This is a genomic window from Allobosea sp. LjRoot9 (genome assembly GCF_964252745.1).
Classification (GTDB): domain Bacteria; phylum Pseudomonadota; class Alphaproteobacteria; order Rhizobiales; family Beijerinckiaceae; genus Allobosea.
The window spans coordinates 1,033,123-1,058,443 of record NZ_CAXUPC020000001.1; the positions used below are offsets into that span (position 1 = coordinate 1,033,123).

Consider the following 25,321-nt stretch of genomic DNA (forward strand, 5'->3'; position numbering starts at 1 on the left):
CGCTTTGCGGCGGAAACGCGGCAGGACGCGTGGCCTCCTGGCAACGAAGCGCTTAAAAATATTTTGTTAACGACAATGGCGGTTTGCGTCCTGCAGGAAACTTTGTAGAAGCGTTTGGACTGCAATGTCGCCATGCCGCTGCCCCTAGGCGGTGGTCCCCGTTTGGGGTGGCGACCCGAGAAAATGGAATAGGCGACCCGATGACGTCGACCCAAAAGAGCCTGTCTTTCAAGCTGCGGCTCTCTCGATCAGTCGGACTTTCGGCCTTCATGTTGGCCGTAAGCGGTGGCGTAGCGTTCGCGCAGGCCGTGATTGTCCAGGGCAACAGAAGCGTCGATGCGGAGACTATCCGCTCCTACGCGGCCGGGCAGGGCTCGACTGCCCCGCAGGATATCCGCCAGAATCTGATGGCTACCGGCCTGTTCTCCAGCGTGCAGGTCAGCCGCCGCGGATCGCAGACCGTGATCGCGGTCAGGGAGAACGATACGATCAATCGCGTCGCCTTCGAGGGTAACCGCCGGCTGAAGAGCGACGTGCTGCTCCAGCAGGTCCAGTCGAAAGCGCAGGGCCCGATGAGCCAGACGCTGATCGATGCCGACGTTCAGCGTCTGAAGGACGCCTATCGTCGCGCCGGTTACGGTCTGGCCTCGGTGAGCGGCCGTATCGCTCCGCTGCCGAACGGGCGCTCCGATGTGGTCTTCACCATCGTCGAGAGCGGCAAGACCGGCATCAAGTCGATCAACTTCAGCGGCAATGGCGTTTACTCGTCGGGTCGTCTGCGCGGTCTGATGACCTCGACCGAGTCGAACTTCCTCAGCTTCATCAAGACGTCGGACGTCTATGAGGCCGACCGGATCTCCTCCGATCTCGAGCTTATCCGCCGTTTCTATCTGAAGAATGGCTATGCCGACTTCCAGATCGTCTCGAACAATGCCCGTTTCGACGAGGCGCAGGGCGGTTGGGTCATCGACATCGCGGTCGATGAAGGTCCGCAATACCGCGTCGGTAATGTGGCGGTCGATTCCAAGCTGCCCGACATCGATCCCAATGCGCTACAGCGCGTCATTGCGACTTCCGCCGGCGATACCTACAACGCCGAGGCGGTCGAGAAGTCGCTGGTGGCTCTGACGACGGAAGTTTCGCGCCGTGGCTATGCCTTCGCGCAGGTTCGTCCGCGCGGCGATCGCGATTCTGCCGGGCGCCAGATCGGCATCACCTATGTCATCGACGAAGGCCCGCGGGTCTATGTCGAGCGCATCAATGTGCGCGGCAACACCCGTACGCGTGATTATGTCGTGCGCCGCGAGCTCGATCTTGGTGAAGGCGATGCCTACAACAAGGTCCTGGTCGATCGGGCCGAGCGGCGCCTGAACAATCTCGGCTTCTTCAGCAAGGTGCGTGTCACCAACGAGCCGGGCTCGACGCCTGACCGCGTCATCGTCAATATCGATGTCGAGGACAAGGCGACCGGTTCGTTCTCGATTGCCGGTGGTTACTCGACCTCGGACGGCGTCATCGGCGAAGTCTCACTGTCGGAGTCGAACTTCCTCGGCCGCGGCCAGTTCGTCCGCATCGCCGGCACGCTCGGACAACGCACCCAGGGCGTCGATTTCTCCTTCACGGAGCCGTACTTCCTCGGCCGCCGGATCGGGGCGGGCTTCGATCTGTTCTCGAAGTACAACGACAACTACAACACTGGCCGTTTCGAAAGCCGCGTGAATGGCGGGCAGGTGCGCCTGACCTTCCCGATCACGGAAGAGTTTTCGATCACGCCGCGCTATTCGCTCTATACGACCGAGATCAAGGTTCCGAACACGACAGACCGCCCCTATAACGACTGCTCCGCGCCGCTGGCCGGCATTACGCCGGGAACGGCTGGAGCGATCGGGGCGGATTCTGTCTATAACTGCTTGAGCAATGGCGAGGCGACGATCGCGGTCAAGGAGGCGGTCGGCACCACGCTGACCTCGCTGGTTGGCTTGAACTTCAACTACAACTCGCTCGACAACTACCAGAACCCGCGCAACGGCTTCCTGGCCGAGATCAAGCCTGAATTCGCGGGTGTCGGCGGCGATTCGAAGTTCCTGCGTATCGCGGCGGATGCCCGCTACTACCGCGAGATCTTCGACGATGTCGTCGGCTTCGCTCGCGTGCAGGGTGGCCACGTCCAGGCGACCAGTGGCGATCTGCGCATGATCGACCACTACTTCCTCGGACCGAGCTTGGTGCGCGGCTTTGCGCCCTCGGGTATCGGCCCGCGGGATATCGGCACGACGCTTAATCCGACCGACCCGACGACCAACGCGCTCGGCGGCACCAGCTATTTCGGTGGCACGCTTGAAGTGCAGTTCCCGATCTTCGGTTTGCCGCGGGATCTCGGCTTGCGCGGCGCTGTCTTCGCCGATGCCGGTACGCTGTTCAATTACGAAGGCGGCAACAAGGTGGCCCTCACGGGCTGCCCGGCCGGGACCGAGGCACGTCAGTTCAACGTCTCCGTCAATTCGGGGTATCAGAGCAACCTCGCCTGTGTCCGCGACAAGAACATGATCCGGTCTTCGGTCGGCGTCAGCCTGCTCTGGCAGTCGCCGCTCGGCCCGATCCGCTTCGACTACGCTTATGCGCTGACGAAGGATGACGGCTATCGCGATCCGACCTCTGGCGTGAAGCTCGGTGGCGATCGTCTGCAGGCCTTCCGCTTCTCTGGCGGCACGCGCTTCTGACGCGACGGGGCACGTTGCCCCGTCCCGGATCTTCTCGATGTCAGACCCTCAATTCTTTCCCTTGGCGACCTTGCTCAGCTTCGGCGAGGTCGCAGCCATTTCGGGCGCCGCCTTGCCGGAAGGCACCGATGCGGCTCGCATGATCACCGGCGCGGCGGCACTGGAAGCCGCAGGCCCGTCCGATCTTGCCTATATGGACAACCCGAAATACACCGACGCCCTGGCGGCGACGGGCGCGGGCCTGTGCCTGGTGTCGTCGCGCTTCGCCATGCGGGTGCCGACGGGCACCACCGCGCTGGTTTCCAACACCCCCTATCATGCCTTTGCCCTGGTGCTCGCCCGCTTCTTCCCGACGGCGTTGAAGCCAGGCTCGATGTTCGGCTCGCAAGGCGTGGCGCCTGGCGCCTTCGTTCACGCGACAGCCGTTCTGGAGGCGGGGGTCACGGTCGATCCCGGGGCGGTCATCGGCCCTGGCGCCGAGATCGGGGCGGGCACCGTGGTCGGCTCCCATGCCGTGATTGGACCGCAGGTTCGCATCGGGCGCGACTGTGCGATCGGTTCGGGCAGCACACTGCAGTCGACCCTCATCGGCAACCGCGTCATCATTCACCCTGGCGTACGCATCGGCCAGGACGGTTTCGGCTTCGCGATGAGCCCGAAAGGGCACATGAAGGTGCCCCAGATCGGGCGCGTCATCATCCAGGATGATGTCGAGATCGGCGCCAACACCTGCATCGACCGCGGCGCCAGCCGCGATACGGTGATCGGCGAGGGCACCAAGATCGATAACCTGGTCCAGATCGGCCATAACGTCGTCATCGGGCGCCACTGCGTCATCGTCTCCCAGGTCGGCATCGCCGGCTCGTCGACGCTGGAGGATTTCGTCGTCCTCGGCGGTCAGGTTGGCCTTGCCGGCCATCTGACGATCGGCATGGGCGCGCAGGTCGCGGCCCAAAGCGGCGTCGCGGGCGATGTGCCGCGCGGTGCGCGCTATGGTGGCTATCCCGCCCAGCCGGCGCTGAGCTGGGCGCGCGAGAGCGCGCTTCTGAAGTCGCTGGTAGCCAAGCGTGGCAAGACCTCGGATCGCTCAGACGTTTGACAAGATCCATTGCTGTCGGCCATGGCATGACAGGTAAGGATTGCATCACCTAGATCGCTCCGGCTCTAGAACGAATGGAAAATGCGGTGCCCAGCGCGGGGCCCGGATGGATAATGGGGACACCATGAACGACGCGACGAAAACCCTGGGTGTGGCGGACATCCAGAGGATCATGGCCTGCATTCCTCATCGCTATCCGTTCCTGCTGGTCGATCGCGTCGTTGAGATCGACGGCGAGGATTCCGGCATCGGTATCAAGAATGTGACGATGAACGAGCCTCAGTTCACCGGGCATTTCCCCGGTCGCCCGGTTTTCCCCGGCGTGCTGATGATCGAGGCGATGGCGCAGACTGCCGGCGTCCTTGTCGTCAATGCCAGGGGCAGTGACGATCCGGCCGTCAGCACCGTGCTCTTCACCACGATCGACAAGGCGAAGTTCCGCAAGCCGGTCATTCCAGGCGATACGCTGCGCTTCCACCTGACGAAGGTGACTCGCAAGCGCAACCTCTATTTCTATCGCGGCGAGGCCCGGGTCGACGGCGTCCTGGTCGCCGAGGCCGATCTTTCGGCCATGGTCGTTTGACGATCAGCAAGGTCAGGACAGCGATTCCATGAGCGTGACCATTCACCCGATGTCGGTCGTCGATCCGAAAGCGCGCCTTGGGGCGGGCGTGCAGATCGGCCCGTTTTGCACTGTCGGGCCCGACGTGACCCTGGCCGACAATGTCGAACTGATCAGCCATGTCGCGGTTTCCGGAATCACCAGCATTGGCGAGCGCACGAAGCTCTATCCTTTCGCATCGATCGGCCACCCGCCTCAGGATGTGAAATATCGCGGCGAGCCGTCGACGCTGGTGATCGGCGCCGAGTGCCTGATCCGTGAAGGTGTCACGATCAATCCCGGCACCGAGGGCGGCGGCATGGAGACCACGGTTGGAGACCGTTGCTTCTTCCTCGCCAATTCGCATGTCGGCCACGATAGCCATATTGGTGACAACGTCATCTTCTCCAACAACGTCATGTGCGCAGGCCATGTCACGGTCGGCAATTTCGTCATCGTTGGCGGTGGCACGGGCTTGCAGCAATTCATCCGTGTCGGCGATCACGCCTTCATCGGCGGCGGCGCCGGCGTCATGAACGACGTCATCCCCTTCGGCCTGGTGCGCGATAATCCGGCTCACCTGGCCGGTCTCAATCTGGTCGGGCTCAAGCGGCGCGGTTTCTCGCGCGAGCAGATTCATGAATTGCGTCGCGCCTACAGGCTGCTCTTCGCCGATGAAGGCACCTTGTCGGAGCGTGTCGAGGATGTTGCGGGCGAGTTCGCCGCCCATCCCCTGATTCACGAAATTCTCGATTTCATCCGCAATGGCAACGAGCGGGCGATCTGCGTCCCGCGCGACGTCAACGCGCCGGATCGGTGAACGCTGCTCATTCAGAGTCGATGGCGGTGGCGCGCGGGCCGCTCGCGATCATCGCCGGCGGTGGCGATTTCCCGCCTGCTCTTGCCGAAATCGCAGCCCGGCAAGGCCAAGGCCTGTTTGTCGCCGCGCTCGATGGTGCGGCTGACCCGGCACGTTTCGGCGCCATCGAGCTCACCTCGTACAGGCTCGGCCAGCTCGGACGGCTGCTCGACGATTTGCGCCGTCGGGAGATCGCCGATCTCGTCCTGATCGGCTCGCTGCCGCGCCCGAGCTTCGGCGCGCTGAGGCCGGAAGCCTCGACCTTGAAGTATCTGCCTCATTTCGCGCGCGCCTTTCAGGGCGGAGACGACCATTTGCTGCGCGGCGTCGTCCGCTTCTTCGAGGAGCGCGGCTTTCGCGTTCACGGTCCCGCCGAGATCGCACCGGAGTTGACAGTCCCGATGGGTGCACTCGGCCGCAAGGCCGCCACGCCGGCTCAGCATGAATTGGTTGCGCGCGGCTTCTCCATGCTGTCGGCGCTCGCCCCTTTCGATGTCGGTCAGGCGGCGGTCCTGGCCGATCATCGCATCGTCGCGATAGAAGCGGCTGAGGGCACCGATGCGATGATCCGGCGTGTCGCCGAGCTCGCTTCCAGCGGGCGGCTCAAGATTGCCAAGGGTGACGGCGTCCTGGTCAAGGCCCCGAAGGAGGGCCAGGATCTGCGCGTCGACATGCCGGCGATCGGTCCTGATACCTTGCGCAACATCGCAGAGGCGGGTCTTGCCGGTATCGCGCTCAGGGCCGGCCGCGTGCTCGTCGGTGATCGCGGCAAACTCGGCCGGCTTGCCGATCAGCTCGGCGTCTTCGTCGAGGGCGTCATATGAGCCGGCCATTCCGGCTTGCCATCATCGCGGGCGAGGCCTCGGGCGATGCGCTGGCGACGCGTTTCCTCGTGGCGCTGCGCGCGCGCTTGGGCGAGCGGCCGCTCGAACTCATGGGCGTGGGCGGTGAGAGCTTGATCGCGCAGGGGCTCGTCCCGCTGTTCCCGCAAGCCGATATCGCCGTGATGGGGTTCGGGCCCGTCATCGCGCGCTTGCCGCTGCTGCTGCGGCGGATGTCGGATGCGGCGAAGGGTGTTGCCGCCTTCGCGCCCGATCTGCTGCTGACGATCGACAGCCCGGACTTTTCCTTGCGCGTCGCCAAGAGGGTTCGCGCCCGTGCGCCGGCGATCCCGATCGTGCATTGGGTCTGCCCCAGCGTCTGGGCCTGGCGCTCCGGGCGGGCACGGCGCATGGCGCCGCATGTCGATCGCATTCTGGCATTGCTGCCCTTTGAGCCGGCCGCATTGGCACGGCTGCATGGGCCAAGCACGGTCTATGTCGGTCACCCGCTGATGGAGCGCCTGGCCGATCTGCGCCCGAACGCCGATGAAGCTGCTCGCCGCGCCGATAGCGAGCGACCGGAAATTCTGATCCTGCCGGGCAGCCGCCGCTCCGAGATCAACCACCTGATGCCGGCTTTCGGGCAGGCCGTGGCGCTGATCGCCGCCGAGCGGCCGCAAGTGCGCTTCGTCTTGCCGGCCGTCGCGCATCTTCGGGACCTGATCGGCGAAGCCGTCGCCTCCTGGCCGGTCAAGCCCGAGATCGTCACCGGCGAGGTCAGCAAGCTCGCAGCCTTCCGTGGGGCGCGCGGGGCGCTCGCGGCGTCGGGCACCGTCACGCTCGAACTCGCGCTGGCGCAGATCCCCACGGTTGCCGCCTATCGCGGCGCCAATTGGGAAGCCGCGATCGCCAAGCGCTTGATCAAGCTGCCGAGCGTGATCCTGCCGAACCTGATCCTGGGGCGCAGTGTCGTGCCCGAATTCATCCAGGAGACGGCGACGCCTGAGGCCTTGAGCCGGGAGGTTCTGGCGATCATTCCCGACGACGAGGCGCGTGCTCGCCAATTGGCCGGTTTCGACGAGGTCGAGACGATCATGCGTTCGGCCGGCGCGAGCCCGGCGGCAAATGCCGTCGAGGCTGCGCTGGCCTTGCTTGAATCAGGCGCGACGGCGCGGGTTTGAAGCAAGAGCAGGATGCGGAAAGGTGGGAACCGGTTTTTCGCATTGATCCGTCCCTCACCCTTAGATGAGAGACGGATTCAGATTTCGGCCGGGATCACTGTGGGATCCCATCTGAAATCATCCGGCTCTAGGCTCATTCGAGCGCCGCGCCTGAAGCCTTGGCGATCGGGAACCATTTCGCCACCTCGATCTTGACGTGTTCGCCGAGCGCTTCGGGCGTAGAGCCGATGATCTCGGCGCTGACGTCGTTGAGGCGCTGCTTCACATTGGCATCGGTCAGCGCCGCGTTTGCCACGCTGTTGAGCTTGTCGACGATGGGGCGGGGCAGATTCGCCGGACCGAACAGCGCATTCCAAGTATAGGTCTCATAGCCGGTCAGGCCGCCCTCGGCGATGGTCGGGATGTCGGGGAAGGACGAGACCCGAGCCTTGGTGGTGACGCCGATGGCGCGCAATTGCCCGGTGCGGATAAATTGCGCGGAGGAGGGCAGGTTGTCGAACATGATCGGCACCGCGCCCGAGACCACGTCGTTCAAGGCAGGGCCTGCGCCGCGATAGGGCACATGGTTCATGCTGACGCCGCCGAGTGACTTGAACAGCTCGCCCGACAAATGCAGCGGCGTACCGACGCCCGACGACGCATAGGCGTATTTGCCGGGGTTTTCCTTCAGCAGCTTGATGACTTCCGGCACCGTTTTCGCCGGGAAGTCCGGATGCACGACCATGACGTTGGGCACTATGGCCAGCAGCGAGATCGGCGTGAAATCCTTGACCGGATCGAAGGTGACGGTCTTGAGGATCGCGGGATTGAGCGCATGGGTCGAGATCGTGCCCATCAGGATGGTATAGCCGTCAGGCGCGGCGCGCGCCACGGCGGTGGAGCCAAGGTTGCCGCCCGCTCCGGCGCGGTTCTCGATGACGATCGACTGCCCGAGCAGTTCACCCATCTTCTGGCCGACGAGGCGGGCGACGATGTCGGTCGAGCCGCCGGCGGCGAAGGGCACGATCAGTGAAATCGGTCGCGTTGGGAAGGCGGCTTGCGCCTGGGCGAGCGCGGGAAATCCGGTGACAGAAAGCGCCGAGGCTCCGGTCAGGAAAACACGACGATTCAAGCCATTCTGGTTCGACATAAAGCTGCACTCCCAATTGATGGGGGGACGATAACGTAGGCACGAATGCGTCGCAGTTATCAATTGTGTGCAATAAAAAAAGCCGCGGCGATTGCTCGCCGCGGCCTTCCTAGAGCTGGGCCGGATGTTTCAGCGCCGGCCGATCGGGGTGTATTCGCGCTGGCCGGCGCCGGTGTAGAGCTGGCGCGGACGGCCGATGCGCTGGGACGGATCCTCGATCATTTCCTTCCACTGCGCGATCCAGCCGACGGTGCGCGCAAGCGCGAACAGCGCCGTGAACATCGAAGTCGGGAAGCCCATCGCTTTCAGCGTGATGCCCGAATAGAAATCGATGTTCGGATAGAGCTTCTTCTCGATAAAATAGGGGTCCGACAGCGCGATGCGCTCAAGTTCGATCGCCACGTCCAGCAGCGGATCGTCCTTGATGCCGAGCTCGTTGAGCACCTCATGCGTGGTCTTCTGCATGATCTTGGCGCGCGGATCATAGTTCTTGTAGACGCGGTGGCCGAAGCCCATCAGGCGGAAGGGATCGTTCTTGTCCTTCGCCTTGGCGATGTATTTCGGGATGTTTTCGACCGAGCCGATCTCCTCGAGCATCTTGAGGGCGGCTTCATTGGCGCCGCCATGAGCCGGGCCCCAGAGGCAGGCTGCGCCGGCCGCGATGCAGGCGAAGGGATTGGCGCCCGACGAGCCGGCAAGCCGGACCGTAGAGGTCGAGGCGTTCTGCTCGTGGTCGGCGTGCAGGATGAAGATACGGTCGAGCGCGCGCGACAGCACCGGGTTGACCTTGTACTCCTCGGCAGGCACCGCAAAGCACATGCGCAGGAAGTTCGAGGTGTAGTCGAGCGAGTTCAGCGGGAACACGAAGGGCTGGCCGATGGTGTATTTGAACGCCATGGCGGCGAGCGTCGGCATCTTCGCGATCATGCGCATCGAGGCGATCATGCGCTGCTGCGGATCGGAGATATCGGTCGAGTCGTGATAGAAGGCCGACATTGCGCCGATCGAGCCGACCATCACCGCCATCGGGTGAGCGTCACGGCGGAAGCCTTGGAAGAAGCGAGCCATCTGCTCGTGCACCATGGTGTGGCGCGTCACGCGATAGTCGAAATCGGCCTTCTGCGCGGCGGTCGGCAATTCGCCTTCCAGCAGCAGGTAGCAGGTCTCGAGGAAGTCGCCATGCTCGGCGAGTTGCTCGATGGGATAGCCGCGATAGAGCAGGATGCCCTCGTCGCCGTCGATATAGGTGATCTGCGATTCGCAGCTCGCCGTGGAGGTGAAGCCCGGGTCATAGGTGAACATGCCCGTTTGCGAGTAGAGCTTGGCGATGTCGATGACGGAGGGGCCGATCGACCCCTTCTTGATCGCCATGTCGATGGTTTTTCCGTCGACCTGGAGCTGGCTGCTATTTCCGCTCATCGATACCGATCCTTTCAGGCTCGTTGCTGACCAGTCGCTGTTCCATCAGGCCCAACACCGAATTGTTGCGCACGAGACATCTCTGTCATCCGAAGGCCTGGACGTGACGGCCCTGTGACGGAACGGCAAATGCGGATACGGGCAGGAAGCTGGTTCATCCAACTGATATTCAAGCAATATTTGTGCCCCTTCCACCACGCGGCGGAGCCGGTCACATGGCGCGTCACTAGACCATTTGCAGAGGCGGTTCAACAGAGCCAAAAGGGGGACGGAGCCTTCGCCACGTCATGACTGATCCGCCAGACGCGCCAGCGTCTCCTCGCGGCCGAGCACCGCCATGACGTCGAACAGGCCCGGCGACATGGCGCGGCCGGTCAGGGCGGCGCGCAAGGGCTGCGCTGCCTGGCCGAGCTTGAGCCCATGCTCCTCGGCATAGCCGCGAACCACGGCCTCCAACGCCTCCGGCGACCAGTCGTTCACGGCCAAGAGCTTCGCCGCCAGGCCCGGCAGGCGCTGGCGTGCGGCCTCGTCGAGCAGGGCTGTAGCCTTCTGATCGAGCTGCAGCGGGCGCGCGGCGTAAAGATAATAGGCGCTGTCGAGCAGTTCGATCAGCGTCTTGGCGCGCTCCTTCAAGCCAGGCATAGCGGCAAGGAAGCGCGCCTCAAGATCCGGCGAAAGCGCGCCCGGCAGGCCGCGCGCCGGGCCGATCTCGGGCAGGATCGTCTTCAACGCCGCGAGCAGGTCGCGATCGGTGGACTGGCGCATATAGAGCCCGTTCAGGCTCTCCAGCTTGGCGTAATCGAAACGCGCCGGCGAACGGCCGATCGAGGACAGGTTGAACAGCGCGATCATCTCGTCGGTCGAGAAGATCTCCTGGTCGCCATGGCTCCAGCCGAGGCGCAGCAGATAATTGCGCAGCGCCACCGGCAAATAGCCCATGGAGCGATAGGCATCGACGCCGAGCGCGCCGTGGCGCTTGGAGAGTTTTGCTCCGTCGGCCCCGTGGATCAGAGGGATATGCGACATGCTCGGCACCTGCCAACCCATCGCCTGGTAGATCTGGGTCTGGCGGGCCGCGTTGGTCAGATGATCGTCGCCGCGAATGACATGGGTCACGCCCATGTCGTGGTCGTCGACCACCACGGCCAGCATGTAGGTCGGGTTTCCGTCGGAGCGCAGCAGGACGAGGTCGTCGAGGTTCTCGTTCTGCCAGACGACGCGGCCCTGGACCTCGTCCTCGACCACGGTCTCGCCGGTCTGTGGCGCGCGCAGGCGGATGACCGGCTTGACGCCGACCGGGGCCGTCGCCGGATCACGATCGCGCCAGCGGCCGTCATAGCGCATCGGCCGGCCCTCGGCCTTGGCCTTCTCGCGCATCTCGTCGAGCTCGGCCGGCGTCGCATAGCAATGATAAGCCTTGCCGGCAGCCAGCATCTGCTGCGCCACCTCGCGATGCCGCTCGGCGCGGGCGAATTGGTAGACGGTGTCGCCATCCCAATCGAGCCCGAGCCAGCTCAACCCGTCGAGGATCGCGGCAATCGCCGGTTCCGTCGAGCGCTCGCGGTCCGTGTCCTCGATCCGCAGCAGCATCTTGCCGCCATGCCGGCGCGCATAGAGCCAGTTGAACAGGGCCGTCCGCGCTCCGCCGATATGCAGGAAGCCGGTGGGCGAGGGGGCAAAGCGCGTGACGACCGCATCACTCATGAAGGCTGGGCTCCGGCTGGGCTCGTGAATCGGCAGCCCAAAGGCAAAACAGGAAGGGAAGGCAAAAACAGGACAATCCACCGGTCATGGCATGACAGCCGGCGTGGCCCCTGTAACATGGCTCGGCCGCCCGCGTTAAGCGCAAGATCGCGGGCGGGCAGGGGGAAGGGGCGGCGGTGCATACAGGACCGTCAGAGCGGGTGAAATCACGCGGCGCGCTGGCCGGCGTCCTGCCGTCGCGCCTGCCCGTCTCCTGGCTCGGCAGCGGTATCGGCCTGGCATGGCGGGATTGGCCCGGGCAGGCGCGACAGGCCTTCGCCGCCGAGGCGGAGCGCCGGCGGCTCTTCCTCTGGTTCCCGGTCATGATGGGCATCGGCATCCTGCTCTACTTCGCCGGCGACCGGGAGCCCGCGCTATGGGCGCCGCTTGCCGGTGTCGCGCTTGCAAGCGGCCTCGCCATAGCTCTGCGCCGGCAGCAGCTCGCCTTGCCGGTTTGTCTTGGGCTGGTTGCGGTCTTCGTCGGCTTCTCGGCGGCGACCTTGCGCACCGCGACGATCATGGCGCCGATCCTGGATCGCCCGCGCAGCGGCCAGCTCACCGGCTATGTCGAATCAGTCGAGGCGCGCGATGCAGGCGCTCGCCTCGTCGTGCTGGTCACCGGGATAGCCGGCGTCGAAGCGGAGCGACGGCCCAAACGCGTCCGCGTCAATATCAAGGCGGAGACAGTCGCGCCGGGAGACCATATCACGGCCAATGCACGCCTTCTGCCGCCGCCTGGTCCGGCGCGACCGGGCGGCTATGATTTCGGCCGCGACGCGTTCTTTCGCGGCATCGGCGCGGTCGGCAACATCCCCGGCAAGATCATGCTGACACCGGCGCCAGGCCCGCCTCCGCCCGAACTCGCGAGAGCCGTGCTGATCGACCGCGCCCGCAACGCCCTGACCGCCCGCATCGCCAGCGTCGGGGGCGGGCAGGCCGGCGCGATGGCGGCGGCACTGGTGACCGGCAAGCGCGGCCTGATCACGGAAACGACCAATGCCGATCTGCGCGCGGCTGGCATCTACCACATCGTCTCGATTTCGGGCCTGCACATGGTGCTCGCCGCCGGCACGATCCTCTGGCTTGTGCGGGCGCTGCTGGCGCTCTCGCAGACGCTGGCCTTGCACTGGCCGATCAAGAAGATCGCCGCCGTTGCCGCCATGATCGGAGCAACCGCCTATTGCGTCTTCTCCGGCTCCGATGTCGCAACCGTCAGGTCATTGATCATGACGCTGGTGATGCTCGGCGCAATCCTGATCGACCGCCCGGCGCTGAGCATGCGCAACCTTGCCTTGGCAGCGATCATCGTCTTGCTGCGCGAGCCCGAGGCGCTGCTCGGGCCGAGCTTCCAGATGTCATTCGGGGCGGTAGCGGCGCTGATCGCCTTTGCCGAGCGCTGGGAGGAACGCAATCAGACCGCGCCGCCATCGCCATGGCCCTGGCCGCTGCGCCCACTCTGGATCGCCGCCAGCGGCACCGTCATCACAACCCTGCTGGCGACGGCGGCGACGGCCCCGTTCGGCGCCTATCATTTCCAGACCTTCAATCCGTTCGGGCTGCTCGGCAATGCGCTCGCCTTGCCCTTCGTCTCGCTGTTCGTCATGCCGGCTGCGGTGTTCGGAGTGCTGGCCTACCCCTTCGGCCTCGATTGGCCGGCCTGGTGGCTGATGGGCGCCGCCTCCGAGGTGGTGCTGCGGCTGGCCCACTGGGTCGCGGCGATCGACCACTCGACGCTGATCATTCCCGCCTTCGGCGAGGCCGCGCTGGTCTGCCTTGCGATGACACTGCTCTGGCTGACGCTGTGGAGCACGAAGCTTCGGCTGCTCGCCATCCTGCCGCTGGTGATGGGCGTCACGGTCGCGGCCAAGCCGGACCGGCCGGATATCGTGGTCGAACGCGACGGTTCCGGCCTCGTCGTGCGCGGAGCCGACGACCGTTTCATTCTGGCCGGCCGGCCAAGCAGCTTCGTGCTGCAACAATGGCTCGTCGCCGATGGCGATGGGCGGCAGCCCACGGATGCGAGCCTGCGCAAGAATGCGGCTTGCGATACGCAAGGCTGTGTCGTTACCGCTCGCAATGGTCGCCGGATCGCCTATGCGAAAGACCGGCTCGCCGTCATCGAGGATTGCCTGCGCGCCGACCTCGTCGTCACGCCGATACCCTGGTCGGCTCCCTGCGCAGCGAAGCTGGTCGACCGGACGGCCCTGAACCGCGACGGCGCGACCTCCCTCATCGGCACTGCAGGCGGCTGGCGTATCGTCCAGGCAGAACGGCAGGATGCCGATCGCCCCTGGATACGCAAGCGCGCGGCGACAAGCACAAGGCCCGCGCAGCAGCCTCCTGCGCGGCAGCCGGAGAGGAGCGATACGGGCGATGTGGCAGCCGAGCCCGACCGGCTTCAGTAGCGCCGCATCAGATTGACCAACCGACCCTGGATCTTGACCCGATCGGGGCCGAGCACACGGGTTTCATAAGCCGGGTTTGCGGCTTCAAGCGCGATTGACGAGCCGCGTTTGCGCAGGCGCTTCAGCGTCGCCTCTTCGTCATCGATCAGCGCCACGATGATGTCGCCGGTATTGGCGGTGTCCTGCCGGCGGATGACGACGGTGTCGCCGTCGAGAATGCCGGCCTCGACCATCGAATCGCCGCGCACCTCAAGCGCGAAATGCTCGCCGGCGCCGAGCATGTCCGCCGGCAGCGCCACACTGTGGCTGCGGCTCTGGATCGCCGAGATCGGCGTGCCGGCGGCGATCCGCCCCATCACCGGGATTGCGATCGTGGCACGCGCCTCCTCTTCGGGACCAGGGGCCGGGCGCGCCTTGCCGAGGCCGCCGCCCTGGCCGAGGCCACCTTGCACGATGGAGGGGCTGAAACGCGGGCGCGCGCCTTGTGGCATGCCGACGCCATCGGGAAGCTTGATCACCTCCAATGCGCGGGCGCGATTGGGCAGCCGGCGAATGAAGCCTCGCTCCTCCAACGCCATGATCAGGCGATGAATGCCGGATTTCGAGCGGAGATCGAGCGCGTCCTTCATTTCGTCGAAGGAGGGCGGCACGCCGCTTTCACGCAGGCGTTCCTGGATGAAGCGGAGCAATTCGAATTGTTTGCGTGTCAGCATGGTCCCCGCCAGCGCCCGCGGCGCGAATTCGAAACAAATCACGAACATCATACACGTTCGTGTTGTGTTCCGCAAGCTAACCTAGCGGAGGCGGATGATCCGGCAGGGTGCGCCTTCTTTTGCCGGCTCTGCATGGGCCGGGCGAATGACCAGCGCCCGAGCGCGCGCCAGATTGCCCAGCATCGAGGAATCCTGCTTGGCGAAGGGGCTGGCGAGCCAGCCGGCCTCGATGTGCTGAAGATCGGCGCGCAGATAATCTTCACGCTCATCATTAGCCGGCATATCAATTCCGAGGATCGCCGGTTCGCTGCGGTCGCGCGCGGGATCGGGCATGCCGAGCAGCGCCTCGATCAGCGGCGCCACGAACAGATGCCCGCAGACGATCGACGAGACCGGGTTGCCGGGTAGGCCGACGGCGACCATGGCTCCAAGCCGCCCCATCATCATCGGCTTGCCCGGCCGCATCGCGATCTTCCAGAAGCCGAGCTCCATGCCCTGGCGCTTCAAGGCCTCCTGTACGAGGTCATGCGCTCCGACCGAGGCGCCGCCGAGCGTGATCAGCACGTCAGCGCCGGCGGCTCGCGCCCGCTCGATCTTGGCGGCGAGATCGGGATGATTATCGCGTGCAATGCCGAGATCGAAGGCTGTTCCGCCGATCTCCTCGACGATCGCCGCCAGGGAATAGCTGTTCGAAGCGACGATCTGGTCGGGGCCGACTGTTTCGCCCGGCAGGACGAGTTCGTCCCCGGTCGCCAGGATCGCGACCAGGGGCTTGCGCCGAACCGGCAGGGTAGGGTGTCCGGCTGCAGCCGCGAGGCCGAGCGCGGCACTGTCGAGCCGGCGTCCCGCCGGGAGGAGGACATCGCCTTCCCGGAAATCGAGGCCGGCCGGGCGGACGAAACGCCCCGGCTGGGCGCCTTCGCGGACGCGGATGACCGTGCCGCCGACGCCATCGGCATTCTCCTGGATCAGGATCGTATCGGCACCATCGGGCATAGGCGCGCCGGTGAAGATGCGAATCGCCTCGCCGGGGCCGACCGTTCCTGCAAAGGCGCGCCCGGCCGCCGATTCGCCGATGACGCGCAGTTCATTTGCCGGCGCAAGATCCGCGGCGCGGGCTGCGTAGCCGTCCATGGCCGAATTGGCGAAAGGCGGCTGTGTCCTGAGCGCGACGATGTCGGCGCCCAGCACGCGCCCGGCGCAGGAGGCCAGCGGAACGATCTCGACGGATGTCGGCCCAGGAACGCTGTCGAGCAGCGCCTGCAGCGCGACCTTGACCGGGGTCAGGCTCATGCCGGCTGCTCCGCCTCGTAGACGCCAGATTTCCCGCCGGATTTATGCACCAGCCGGATGCCCTCGATATGCATCGCGCGATCGACCGCCTTGACCATGTCGTAGACCGTGAGACAGGCGACGCTGACGGCGGTGAGCGCTTCCATCTCGACGCCGGTCTGGCCCTTCATCTTCACCTCGACGCGCACGCGAACGCCGGGCAATGCTTCGTCGATCGTGAGATCGACGGCGATCTTGCTGATCAGCAGCGGGTGGCAAAGCGGAATCAGTTCATGCGTGCGCTTGGCCGCCATGATGCCGGCAAGCCTTGCGGTGCCGAGCACGTCGCCCTTCTTCGCATCGCCGCGCCGCACGATGTCGAGCGTGGCTGCCTGCATCACCACATTGCCCTCGGCGATGGCGATACGCGTCGTCTCGGCTTTGTCGCCGACATCCACCATATGCGCCTGGCCCTGCGCATCGAGGTGGCTGAGGCCGGTCACGCCGCGGCCTCCTTGCCTGGACCTGCAAGCAGAGCGCGCGTCGCCTGTGCCACATCCGCCTGGCGCATCAGGCTCTCGCCGACCAGGAAGGTTTCGACACCGACGCGCCGCAGCCTGGCGATATCGGCGGGGCTGAAGACACCGCTTTCACCGACGATGATCCGGTCATCGGGAATGCGCGGCGCCAGGCGTTCGGTGACGGCGAGATCGACATGGAAGCTACGCAGATCGCGGTTGTTGATGCCGAGCAGGCGGCTGTCGATCTCTAGCGCACGATTGAGCTCGGCCTCGTCATGAACCTCGACGAGAACGTCCATGCCGAGGCCCTGCGCCGTGGCGTTGAGCTCGCGCGCCGTGGCGTCGTCGACGCCGGCCATGATGATCAGGATGCAATCGGCACCCCAGGCCCGCGCCTCGAACACCTGATAGGCGTCGTAGAGGAAGTCCTTGCGCAGCGCCGGCAGGCCGGAGGCCTCGCGCGCTTGCGTCAGGAATTCGGGCCGACCCTGGAACGACGGTGCGTCGGTCAGCACCGAGAGGCAGGCGGCTCCGCCTGCCGCATAAGCCTTCGCGAGGGAGGGTGGATCGAAATCCTCCCGGATCAGCCCCTTTGACGGGCTCGCCTTCTTGATCTCCGCGATCAATGCCGACTGGCCCGTGGCATGCTTCGCCGCGAGCGCAGCGGCAAAGCCGCGTACCGGCGAGGCGGCCAGTGCCAGTCGCTCGATCTCGGCTTGCGGGATCGCGGCCTTGGCGGCAGCGATCTCCTGGCGCTTATAGGCCTCGATCTTCGCGAGAATATCGGTCATCGCCGCCTCACGCGTTCGAGCTGACGATCAAAGCATCGAGCCGGGCCTTGGCGCGACCGCTGTCGAGCGCGGCGAAAGCCTGGGCCAGCCCGTCGCGCAGATCGCCCGCCTTGCCGGCAACGACGAGCGCAGCCGCTGCATTGAAGGCCGCGATATCGCGAAAGGCGGTCTTCTGCCCATCGAGCACGGCGCGCAGCGCGGCCGCATTCTGTTCCGGCTCGCCGCCGCGCAGATCCGCAGGTTTCGCCAGCGCAAGCCCGACATCGCCCGGGTTGATCGTAAAGCTCTCGATCTTGCCGCCTTCGAGCGAGACGACCCGCGTCGGTCCGGTCGTGGTGATCTCGTCCAGACCGTCGGAGCCGTGCACGGCCCAGATCCGCTGCGAGCCGAGCGAGGCCAGAACCTTCACCATCGGCTCCAGCCAGGTCTCGGAAAAGGCGCCGACGAGCTGCCTGGTCACGCCGGCCGGATTCGACAGGGGGCCGAGCAGGTTGAAGATCGTGCGGGTGCCGAGTTCGGTGCGCACCGGCGCAACATGGCGCATCGAGGCGTGGTGCGTCGGCGCGAACATGAAACCGAGGCCGGCCTCCTTGATGCAGCGCTCCGTCGCCGCCGCGTCGAGCCCGACCCTGACGCCGAGCGCCATCAGCACGTCGGCAGCGCCCGAGCGCGAGGAGGCGGCGCGGTTGCCGTGCTTGGCGACAGGCACACCACAGGCGGCCGTGATGATCGCAGCCAGCGTCGAGACATTGTAGGAGCCCGACGAATCGCCACCGGTGCCGACGATGTCGATGGCATCAACCGGAGCCTGGACCTTGACCATCTTGCCGCGCATGGCGGCGACAGCCCCGGTGATCTCCTCTGTGGTCTCGCCGCGCACGCGCAACGCCATCAGAAAGGCGGCGGCCTGGGCGTTGGTGACCTCGCCCGAGAGGATGGTGTCGAAGGCGTCTTTGGCCTCGTCGCGCGAAAGCGTAGCTCCGGTCGCGACCTTGGCGATGAAGGGTTTGAAGTCGTCCATGTGAACTCTGCGAAATCAGGCGGTCTGGGGCAGGGCGGCGGAGCGGTGCTGCTGCGACCATCGCTCGGAGCTCTCGAGGAAATTGCGCAGGATCGTCGCGCCATGCTCGGAGGCGATGCTCTCGGGGTGGAACTGCACGCCCTGCACGGGAAATTCGCGATGCGACAGCGCCATGATCAACCCGTCATCGCTCTCCGCCTCGATATCGAGTGCTGCGGGGCAGGTTTGGCGGGAGACGACGAGCGAATGGTAGCGCGTCGCCTGGATCGGCCCGTTGATGCCACGGAACATGCCGCGCGACTGATGCCGGATCGCCGAGATCTTGCCGTGCATCGGCAGGGGCGCCCGCACGACTTCGCCGCCGAAGACCTGGCCGATCGCCTGCAAACCCAGGCAGACGCCGAAGATCGGCCTGGTTCCAGCGCCCTCGCGCACGAGGTCAAGGCAGATGCCGGCCTCGTTGGGCGTGCAGGGACCGGGCGACAGCACGATCGCGTCGTAATCGTCGGACAACGCCTCGGTGACCGTGACCGCATCGTTGCGGCGCACGACGACGTCAGCCCCCAGCCCGCCGATCAGGTGGACAAGGTTCCAAGTGAAGCTGTCGTAGTTGTCGATCAGCAGGATGCGCATCGGTTCAAGGCTCAAGTTAAGGCGCAAGGTCATGCACGGTCGAGGGCAGGGCGGTCAAGTTGCAGCGCGGTCGAACGCCATTGCGCGGCAAGGGTATCGCCGAGCATGATGCGCTTCTGGTGAGTGCTCGAGGGCGGTGCGTGGCGTTCAATCGATATATCGGCCGATATATTGGCATGGTGACGGCCGCGCTGTTGCTGGCCGGCTGCAACACCGGCGAGCGGCCTCAGGCCTTGCCCTATGAAGGGCTCGCAACGGCCGAACTCACCGGCTACGGCGCGATCCGCTTCTGGGCCGACGCGGTCGACGCGCAGACGAAGACCTATCTCGACATTCAGTACCGCCAGATCGCGAGGTCGGGCTGCGAGCCTTGCCAGAGATCGGCGTCCTTCCTGGCGATCTCTGGCGGCAGCGCCGACGGCGCCTATGGCGCGGGTTTTCTCAAGGGCTGGAGCGCGCGCGGCGATCGCCCGCAATTCGAGGTCGTCACCGGCGTCAGCACCGGTTCGCTCGCCGCGCCTTTTGCCTTCCTCGGCCCTGCGCATGATGCCGAACTCGAGGAGATCTACACCCGCTATGGCGACAAGGACCTCTTCAACGACAAGGGCGTGATCGGCCTCGTCGGCGAATCGCTCTACGACACCGCGCCGCTGCGTCGCCTGATCGAGCGCTATGCCAGCGACGATCTGCTCGACGCCATCGCGGTCGAGCATCGCAAGGGCCGCCGCCTGCTGGTGCAGACCACCAATCTCGACGCCCAGCGTCCGGTGATCTGGGATATGGGCGCGATTGCGGCCAGCGGCCAGGCGAGCCGCCGCCGGCTCTTCGTCGACATCCTGCTGGCTTCGGCCGCGATCCCAGCCGTGTTCCCGCCGGTGCGGCTCAGCGTCTCCAGCAATGGTCGGCTTTATGACGAGCTCCATGTCGACGGCGGCGTCGCCTCGCAGATCTTCTTCGCTCCGCCGGGGCTCGATCTGAACGGCGCGGCGGGGCGCAATCTCGGGCATGAGCGCAGATTGGCGCTCTTCGTCATTCGCAACGGCAAGCTGAAGCCGGAATACAAGGCGAGCATCCAGACGGTCGCAGGCTTGGCGACGCGCTCGATCGCGACCCTGGTGAAGTACCAGGCGCTCTCCAACATCGCTGCGATCTCGGAACTGGCGCGGCGGCTGAAGGCGCGCTTCGTCTTCACGGCGGTGCCGGACGACTTTGCGGGCAAGCCGCGCTCGGAGTTCGACGCGCTTTACATGCAGGAGCTGTTCAAGCTCGGCTACGAGCAGGGCCGCGCCGGCCATGCCTGGCTGAACGAGGCGCCGGCCTCGCCGACGCTGGCCATGCGTTGAAGCGAGCTACTGCCCGCGCCCGGCCCGCGAGGCGAAGCGGATCGCTTCTTCCGCGGCCTTGAACAGGGCTTTGGCCTTGTTCACGCACTCGGCTTGCTCGGATTCCGGGTTGGAATCGTAGACGATGCCGGCGCCGGCCTGGACATGCATGCGCTCGTCCTTGACCACCGCCGTGCGCAGCACGATGCAGGTGTCCATCTCACCATTGGCGCCGAAATAGCCGATGCAGCCGCCATAGGCGCCGCGCGCATCGCGTTCCAATTCGTCGATGATCTCCATCGCCCGGACCTTCGGCGCGCCCGAGACCGTGCCGGCGGGAAAGCCGGCGGACAAGGCGGCCAGCGCGTCGTGCTGCGGGTCGATCGTCCCCTCGACATTCGAGACGATGTGCATGACCTGGCTGTAGCGCTCGATGAAGAAGGAATCGGTCACCTTCACCGAGCCGATCTGCGCGACCCGGCCGACATCGTTGCGGCCGAGATCGAGCAGCATCAGATGCTCGGCACGTTCCTTTGGGTCGGCCAGCAATTCCTCGGCGAGCGCGTCGTCCTCAGCCACCGTCGCGCCGCGACGCCGCGTCCCGGCGATCGGCCGGATGGTGACGGTATCGTCGCGCAGGCGGACCAGGATTTCAGGGCTGGAGCAGACGATCTGGAAGTCGGCGAAGTCGAGATAGCACAGGAACGGCGCCGGATTGACCCGCCGCAGCGCCCGGTAGAGCGCGAAGGGCGGCAGCTGGAAGGGCGCCTCGAAGCGCTGCGACAGCACGACCTGGAAGATGTCACCGGCGCGAATATAATCCTGCGCGGTGGCGACCATGGCGTGGAAATCCGCCTCGCTGGTGTTCGAGACAATCGCCGGCTCCGGCAAATTGGCGATGTCGATGGCGGCATCGGCCGGCAACGGCCCTTCGAGCGCCATCACCACGGCGTCCAGCCGCTCCTGCGCCTGCTCATAGGCTACGCGGGCCGCGATGCCGGGCTGAGCCCGTACCGGGGTCACGACATGGATCTCGTCGCGCACCGAATCGAACACGACCATCAGCGTCGGGCGGATCAGGGTGGCGTCGGGAACGCCGGTGCCGGTCTCCTTCGGCTCAGGCAGGCGCTCCATCAGGCGCACCATGTCGTATCCGAGATAGCCGAACACGCCGGCAGCCATCGGCGGCAGTTTCTCGCCTTCCGCCGCTTCGCCGTCGGGGATCGCGCTCTCGTCCAGCAATGAGCGCAGGCTCTCGAAAGCTGGGCGCGGATCGGTGAGGAAGCTGTCGCCGAGCGCAGGTCGGCACAAGGCGGCCTCGCCGTGATGGCAGCGCCAGATCAGGTCCGGCTCGAGCCCGATCATCGAGTAGCGCCCGCGCACGGCTCCGCCTTCGACCGATTCGAGGAGGAAGGCCGGGCCCGTCGTCGCGTGCCGCAGCTTCAGGAAGGCGGCGACCGGCGTCTCGCAATCGCCGACCAGCACCTGTCTCAGCAGTTGCGCCGTGCCGGCCTCGTAGCTTTGCGCAAAGCGTTCGAAAGGGGCTTGCATGGTCAATTCTGCGCGCCGCCGGTGGCGTTGCGGAATGCAGCCTCGTTGACGCTGACGCCGAGCTCCGACTGCCGCTTGCCGACATATTGCGACAGGACGTCTTCGCTGATGCTCGAAGCGAGCAGACGGGCGAAATTCTCCGCTTCCTGCGTCGTGCGGGCATAGGGTGGCACAGTCGCGCTATCGACCTTGAACAGCACGCGCCCGCCATCGGCGAGGGACGCCGCGCCGCTCTTGCCGACAGCGGTGCCGAAGATCAGGCTGACAACGTTGGCCGGCAATTCGGGGCGTTGCTCTTGCCGGCCGAGATCGGCGGCCTTTTCGATCGTGAGCCCGGCGACCGAAGCGGCTGCGTCAAAGGCCTCGCCCTTGTCGAGCTGTGCGACGAGTTCGCGCGTCTTGGTCGAGAGCTTGCTCGCGACGTCGTCGGCGCGCCATTGCGCCTCGACCTGCGCCTTGACCTCGTCGAAGCCCTGCGCGCGGCCGGGATCGATCTTGGTCAGGTCGAACCAGACATAGCCTGTGTCGCGCGGCAGCCGGATCGCCTCGTTGTCGACGCCGATATCCGAGCGGAAAATCGCCTGCACGGTCGCGTCGCCGCCGGGCACAGCCGTCTCGGTCGAGCCGTCGGACTTGCGCAGGCCCGCATCGACGGGGCCGAGCGTGCGCAGGGGCAGCTTCAGCTCGCTCGCGATCTCGGCCAGCGGCTTGGCGGCAGCGCGCTGATCCTCGATCTTGTCGTGCAGGTCAGTAATCAGGCTCGTGGCGCGGCTGGTCGCGATCTCGCTGCGCAGCTCGGCCGCGACCTCCTCATAGGGGCGTACGCGCTCGGGCGTGATTGCGGTCACGCGCAGCAGGACAGGGCCGAAGGCGCTCGTCACCGGAGCGCTGACCGCACCTTGCGCCAGGGCGAAGGCGGCATCGCGTACGGCCGGATCGAAGACCTGGCTCTTGGCGAAGGTGCCGAGCGAGAGATCCTTCTCGGCGACGTTGCGCTGGGTCGCCACTGCCTCGTAGGTCTCGCCACCGTCGATGCGGGCCTTGGCGGCCTGTGCCTCTTCCGGCGTCGGGAAGGCGATCTGCTGGATCGCGCGCGTCTCGGGCGAGCTGAAGCGCTGGCCCTTGACCTGCTCGTAGCGCGCCTTGGCGTCGTCCTCGCTGACCGAGGCCGGATCGGCGACCGTCTCGGCCGAGATCGAGAGCATGCTGGCGGTGCGGTATTCGGGTGCGCGGAAAGCGGCCTTGCGCTCGTCGAAGAAGGTCTTGAGCTGCGCCTCGGTCGGCGCGGCGATCTCACCGGCAGCGCTCACCGGCACGCGGGCGAAGGTGACGCTGCGCTTCTCGTTGCGCAGGCGGTGGCCGATCTCCTGCAGGGCCACGGGCGCGGCGACTGCGCCCACGACCATCTCGGCGAGCTGTTGGCGCAGGATCGTGGCGCGCTGCTCGCGGACATAGACCTGCTCAGTATAGCCGTTGTTACGCAGCAATTCGTTGAAACGCGCCGGCGAGAAAGCGCCCGATGCGTCACGGAAGGTCGGATCGTCAAAAATCAGGTTGCGAATCGTCTCGTCGGATACGGCGAGCCGCATGCCCTGCGCCGTCTGGTCGAGCACCGCTTCCGTCACCAGCCGCGACAGCACCTGCCGATCGAGGCCGATCGCGCGCGCCATATCAGGCGTGATCTGGCGGCGCTGCTGGCGGGTCAGCGTCTGGATCTCGTTCTGATAGGTCGTGCGCATCTGTTCGAGGCCGATCTCGACCTTGCCGACGCGAGCGACTTCATTGCGGCCATAGCCGCGGAAGATGTCGCCGATGCCCCAGATCGCAAAGGACAGGATCAGGAAGCCGAATGTTATGCTGATGATGAGCTTCCCGAGGAAACTCTGACCCGCCTTGCGGATGCCCTGCATCATCATTGAATTTAAGTCTTTCCTGTCCGGATGCGGCGCAAGCGGGCGCGCCGCCGGTTTTTGTCGGTGCCGCTTATAGGAACCGCTTGCGCAACTCGCAATCATTCCTGCGTCGATCGGCCATTCCTGCGTCGATCGGCACTGCGGTGGTGCCGGACGATTGCGGCATCGGCCGGGCATTGCTAGAGCCGGCGCAACATATTCGGAGGCAAAACGTGACGCGCAACATCAGGCCGCTGGTGGCCGGCAACTGGAAGATGAACGGGCTGAAGGCCGATCTCGCCATCGCGGTCGAGGTCGCCAAGGGCTATGACGCCGCGCTCAAGGCGGTCGTCGATCTTGCGGTCTGCCCGCCCGCGACCCTGCTTTATACCGCCACCGCCGCATTGATCGGATCGCGCATCGCGACCGGCGGGCAGGATTGCAGCCTCAATCCCGGCGGCGCCTTCACGGGCGAGGTCTCGGCCGCGATGCTCGCCGATTCCGGCGCGAGCTTCGCTATCGTCGGCCATTCCGAGCGGCGCACGCTTCATGGCGAGACCAACGCCATCGTCAAGGCGAAGGCGCAAGCCGCGCGGGACGCCCTGCTGGTACCGATCATCTGCGTCGGAGAGACCAAGGATGAGCGCGAGGCCGGCAAGGCGCTGGCGATCGTCAAGAAGCAGCTACGCGGCTCGGTTCCGGAGGATTCGACGGCGGCTACTCTCGTGATCGCCTATGAACCGGTCTGGGCGATCGGCACCGGCCTGACTCCGACAGCTGCCGATGTCGCTGAAATGCATGAGGCGATCCGCACGGACCTCGGCCGGCTTCTCGGCAAGGGGGCGGCTGCCGGCGTTCGCCTGCTTTACGGCGGCTCGGTGAAGCCCTCCAACGCGGCGGAATTGATGAATGTCGCCCATGTCGACGGTGCGCTGGTTGGCGGCGCGAGCCTCAAGGCCGAGGACTTCCTGGCGATCGCGCGGGCCTGCGCTTAAGTCCGGGCGTCGCCAAGCGTGATTTGCCGGGTGGTGCGCTTCGTAGACGCGTGCTATGTGCGCCGCGACCTCTACAAGCCCGATACGGGCAGACGGGGCGGGGCGCTCTTGCAGCGGCCCGCTCCATACCCATTTTCGTGAGACCATGCAGAACGTTCTCATCGTCATCCATTTGATCATCGTGGTCGCACTCGTCGGCGTCGTCCTCCTGCAGCGCTCCGAAGGCGGCGGGCTCGGCATGGGCTCAGGCGGCGGCGGTGCGGGCGGCTTCATGACCGGCCGCGGCCAGGCCAACGCGCTGACCCGCGCCACGGCGATTCTGGCCGGCGCCTTCTTCCTGACCTCGATCGTGCTCGCGGTGATGGCGAATCGCGGCCGTGTGCAGCGTTCGATCATCGACGGCGCGCCCACGACGAGCGCGCCCGTCAACCCGACCGGCCCGAGCGCCCCCAATGCCGGCGGCGTGCTCGACCAACTGCGGCAATTGCAAGGGCCGAGCGGCGGCTCGCAGCCGCCGACGCCCCCCGCGGCGCCGCAGCAATGACGACAGGGCAGGGGCCGGGAAACCGGCCCTTCTCTTTTGACGGGAAATCGCCGGGAAACCGGCCGCTCCCGCCGAGCCTGATCCGGGGG

At 65.8% G+C, this 25,321-nt stretch carries 21 protein-coding genes; 10 read left to right on the forward strand and 11 right to left on the reverse strand.

Annotated features, from left to right (window positions below):
- Nucleotides 1-200 precede the first annotated feature (200 nt).
- From bamA to lpxB, 6 genes are all read left to right on the forward strand, one after another.
- Nucleotides 201-2,720 carry an outer membrane protein assembly factor BamA gene (gene bamA, locus ACSQ3P_RS04945; protein WP_436164486.1) on the forward strand — a complete coding sequence of 840 codons (2,520 nt, stop codon included), beginning with the start codon at nt 201-203 and terminating at the stop codon, nt 2,718-2,720.
- Between the two features lie 37 nt (nt 2,721-2,757).
- Nucleotides 2,758-3,819 carry a UDP-3-O-(3-hydroxymyristoyl)glucosamine N-acyltransferase gene (gene lpxD, locus ACSQ3P_RS04950; protein ID WP_436164487.1) on the forward strand — a complete coding sequence of 354 codons (1,062 nt, stop codon included), beginning with the start codon at nt 2,758-2,760 and terminating at the stop codon, nt 3,817-3,819.
- Between the two features lie 124 nt (nt 3,820-3,943).
- Entirely contained in the window at nt 3,944-4,402 is a 459-nt protein-coding gene (gene fabZ / locus ACSQ3P_RS04955) for a 3-hydroxyacyl-ACP dehydratase FabZ (protein ID WP_069693828.1), read from the forward strand.
- Between the two features lie 28 nt (nt 4,403-4,430).
- Nucleotides 4,431-5,240, forward strand: coding sequence for an acyl-ACP--UDP-N-acetylglucosamine O-acyltransferase (gene lpxA, locus ACSQ3P_RS04960; RefSeq protein ID WP_436164488.1), 810 nt, complete (start codon nt 4,431-4,433; stop codon nt 5,238-5,240).
- Entirely contained in the window at nt 5,237-6,103 is an 867-nt protein-coding gene (locus ACSQ3P_RS04965; RefSeq protein ID WP_436164489.1) for an LpxI family protein, read from the forward strand. Before lpxA ends, ACSQ3P_RS04965 begins: the two co-directional genes overlap by 4 nt.
- Entirely contained in the window at nt 6,100-7,281 is a 1,182-nt protein-coding gene (gene lpxB, locus ACSQ3P_RS04970; protein ID WP_436164490.1) for a lipid-A-disaccharide synthase, read from the forward strand. Before ACSQ3P_RS04965 ends, lpxB begins: the two co-directional genes overlap by 4 nt.
- Before the next feature lie 133 nt (nt 7,282-7,414).
- On the opposite strand, the gene ACSQ3P_RS04975 is transcribed toward lpxB, so the two are convergent.
- The 3 genes from ACSQ3P_RS04975 to gltX all read right to left on the reverse strand — a co-directional run bounded on the left by ACSQ3P_RS04975 (nt 7,415) and on the right by gltX (nt 11,533).
- Entirely contained in the window at nt 7,415-8,410 is a 996-nt protein-coding gene (locus ACSQ3P_RS04975) for a Bug family tripartite tricarboxylate transporter substrate binding protein (protein ID WP_436164491.1), read from the reverse strand.
- Nucleotides 8,411-8,539: 129 nt separating this feature from the next.
- Entirely contained in the window at nt 8,540-9,829 is a 1,290-nt protein-coding gene (gene gltA / locus ACSQ3P_RS04980; protein ID WP_069691656.1) for a citrate synthase, read from the reverse strand.
- A gap of 285 nt (nt 9,830-10,114) precedes the next feature.
- Nucleotides 10,115-11,533, reverse strand: coding sequence for a glutamate--tRNA ligase (gene gltX, locus ACSQ3P_RS04985; protein ID WP_436164492.1), 1,419 nt, complete (start codon nt 11,531-11,533; stop codon nt 10,115-10,117).
- 200 nt (nt 11,534-11,733) lie between these two features.
- On the opposite strand from gltX, the gene ACSQ3P_RS04990 reads away from it, so the two are divergent.
- Entirely contained in the window at nt 11,734-13,977 is a 2,244-nt protein-coding gene (locus tag ACSQ3P_RS04990; RefSeq protein ID WP_436164493.1) for a ComEC/Rec2 family competence protein, read from the forward strand.
- On the opposite strand, the gene lexA is transcribed toward ACSQ3P_RS04990, so the two are convergent.
- The 6 genes from lexA to ACSQ3P_RS05020 form a co-directional block, all read right to left on the reverse strand.
- Complete coding sequence (lexA, locus tag ACSQ3P_RS04995; protein WP_436164494.1) at nt 13,971-14,690, reverse strand: transcriptional repressor LexA; 720 nt, start codon at nt 14,688-14,690, stop codon at nt 13,971-13,973. The two genes, ACSQ3P_RS04990 and lexA, sit on opposite strands and share 7 nt — an antisense overlap.
- An 81-nt stretch (nt 14,691-14,771) precedes the next feature.
- Nucleotides 14,772-15,983, reverse strand: coding sequence for a molybdopterin molybdotransferase MoeA (locus tag ACSQ3P_RS05000; RefSeq protein WP_436164495.1), 1,212 nt, complete (start codon nt 15,981-15,983; stop codon nt 14,772-14,774).
- Nucleotides 15,980-16,465, reverse strand: coding sequence for a cyclic pyranopterin monophosphate synthase MoaC (gene moaC, locus ACSQ3P_RS05005; RefSeq protein ID WP_436164496.1), 486 nt, complete (start codon nt 16,463-16,465; stop codon nt 15,980-15,982). The genes ACSQ3P_RS05000 and moaC overlap by 4 nt, the downstream gene beginning before the upstream one ends.
- Entirely contained in the window at nt 16,462-17,274 is an 813-nt protein-coding gene (trpC, locus tag ACSQ3P_RS05010; protein ID WP_436164497.1) for an indole-3-glycerol phosphate synthase TrpC, read from the reverse strand. The genes moaC and trpC overlap by 4 nt, the downstream gene beginning before the upstream one ends.
- Nucleotides 17,275-17,281: 7 nt before the next feature.
- Nucleotides 17,282-18,295 (reverse strand): anthranilate phosphoribosyltransferase, encoded by a 1,014-nt coding sequence (gene trpD / locus ACSQ3P_RS05015; RefSeq protein ID WP_436164498.1) that lies wholly within the window; start codon nt 18,293-18,295, stop codon nt 17,282-17,284.
- A gap of 15 nt (nt 18,296-18,310) precedes the next feature.
- Complete coding sequence (locus tag ACSQ3P_RS05020; RefSeq protein ID WP_436165163.1) at nt 18,311-18,928, reverse strand: anthranilate synthase component II; 618 nt, start codon at nt 18,926-18,928, stop codon at nt 18,311-18,313.
- Between the two features lie 176 nt (nt 18,929-19,104).
- On the opposite strand from ACSQ3P_RS05020, the gene ACSQ3P_RS05025 reads away from it, so the two are divergent.
- Nucleotides 19,105-20,271 carry a patatin-like phospholipase family protein gene (locus ACSQ3P_RS05025; protein ID WP_436164499.1) on the forward strand — a complete coding sequence of 389 codons (1,167 nt, stop codon included), beginning with the start codon at nt 19,105-19,107 and terminating at the stop codon, nt 20,269-20,271.
- Nucleotides 20,272-20,277: 6 nt separating this feature from the next.
- Here the strand turns inward: ACSQ3P_RS05025 and trpE are convergent, their stop codons facing one another.
- Both trpE and ACSQ3P_RS05035 read right to left on the reverse strand, forming a co-directional pair.
- Nucleotides 20,278-21,801 carry an anthranilate synthase component I gene (trpE, locus tag ACSQ3P_RS05030; protein ID WP_436164500.1) on the reverse strand — a complete coding sequence of 508 codons (1,524 nt, stop codon included), beginning with the start codon at nt 21,799-21,801 and terminating at the stop codon, nt 20,278-20,280.
- Nucleotides 21,802-21,803: 2 nt separating this feature from the next.
- A complete protein-coding gene (locus ACSQ3P_RS05035) occupies nt 21,804-23,717 on the reverse strand; it encodes a SurA N-terminal domain-containing protein (RefSeq protein ID WP_436164501.1) in 1,914 nt (637 codons plus the stop codon).
- Nucleotides 23,718-23,926: 209 nt separating this feature from the next.
- Between ACSQ3P_RS05035 and tpiA the strand changes: the two genes are divergently transcribed.
- Both tpiA and secG read left to right on the forward strand, forming a co-directional pair.
- The gene (gene tpiA / locus ACSQ3P_RS05040; RefSeq protein ID WP_436164502.1) at nt 23,927-24,688 is read left to right on the forward strand and encodes a triose-phosphate isomerase; all 762 of its coding nucleotides are present in this window, start codon (nt 23,927-23,929) and stop codon (nt 24,686-24,688) included.
- A gap of 145 nt (nt 24,689-24,833) precedes the next feature.
- The gene (gene secG, locus ACSQ3P_RS05045; RefSeq protein WP_069691648.1) at nt 24,834-25,232 is read left to right on the forward strand and encodes a preprotein translocase subunit SecG; all 399 of its coding nucleotides are present in this window, start codon (nt 24,834-24,836) and stop codon (nt 25,230-25,232) included.
- Nucleotides 25,233-25,321 lie beyond the last annotated feature (89 nt).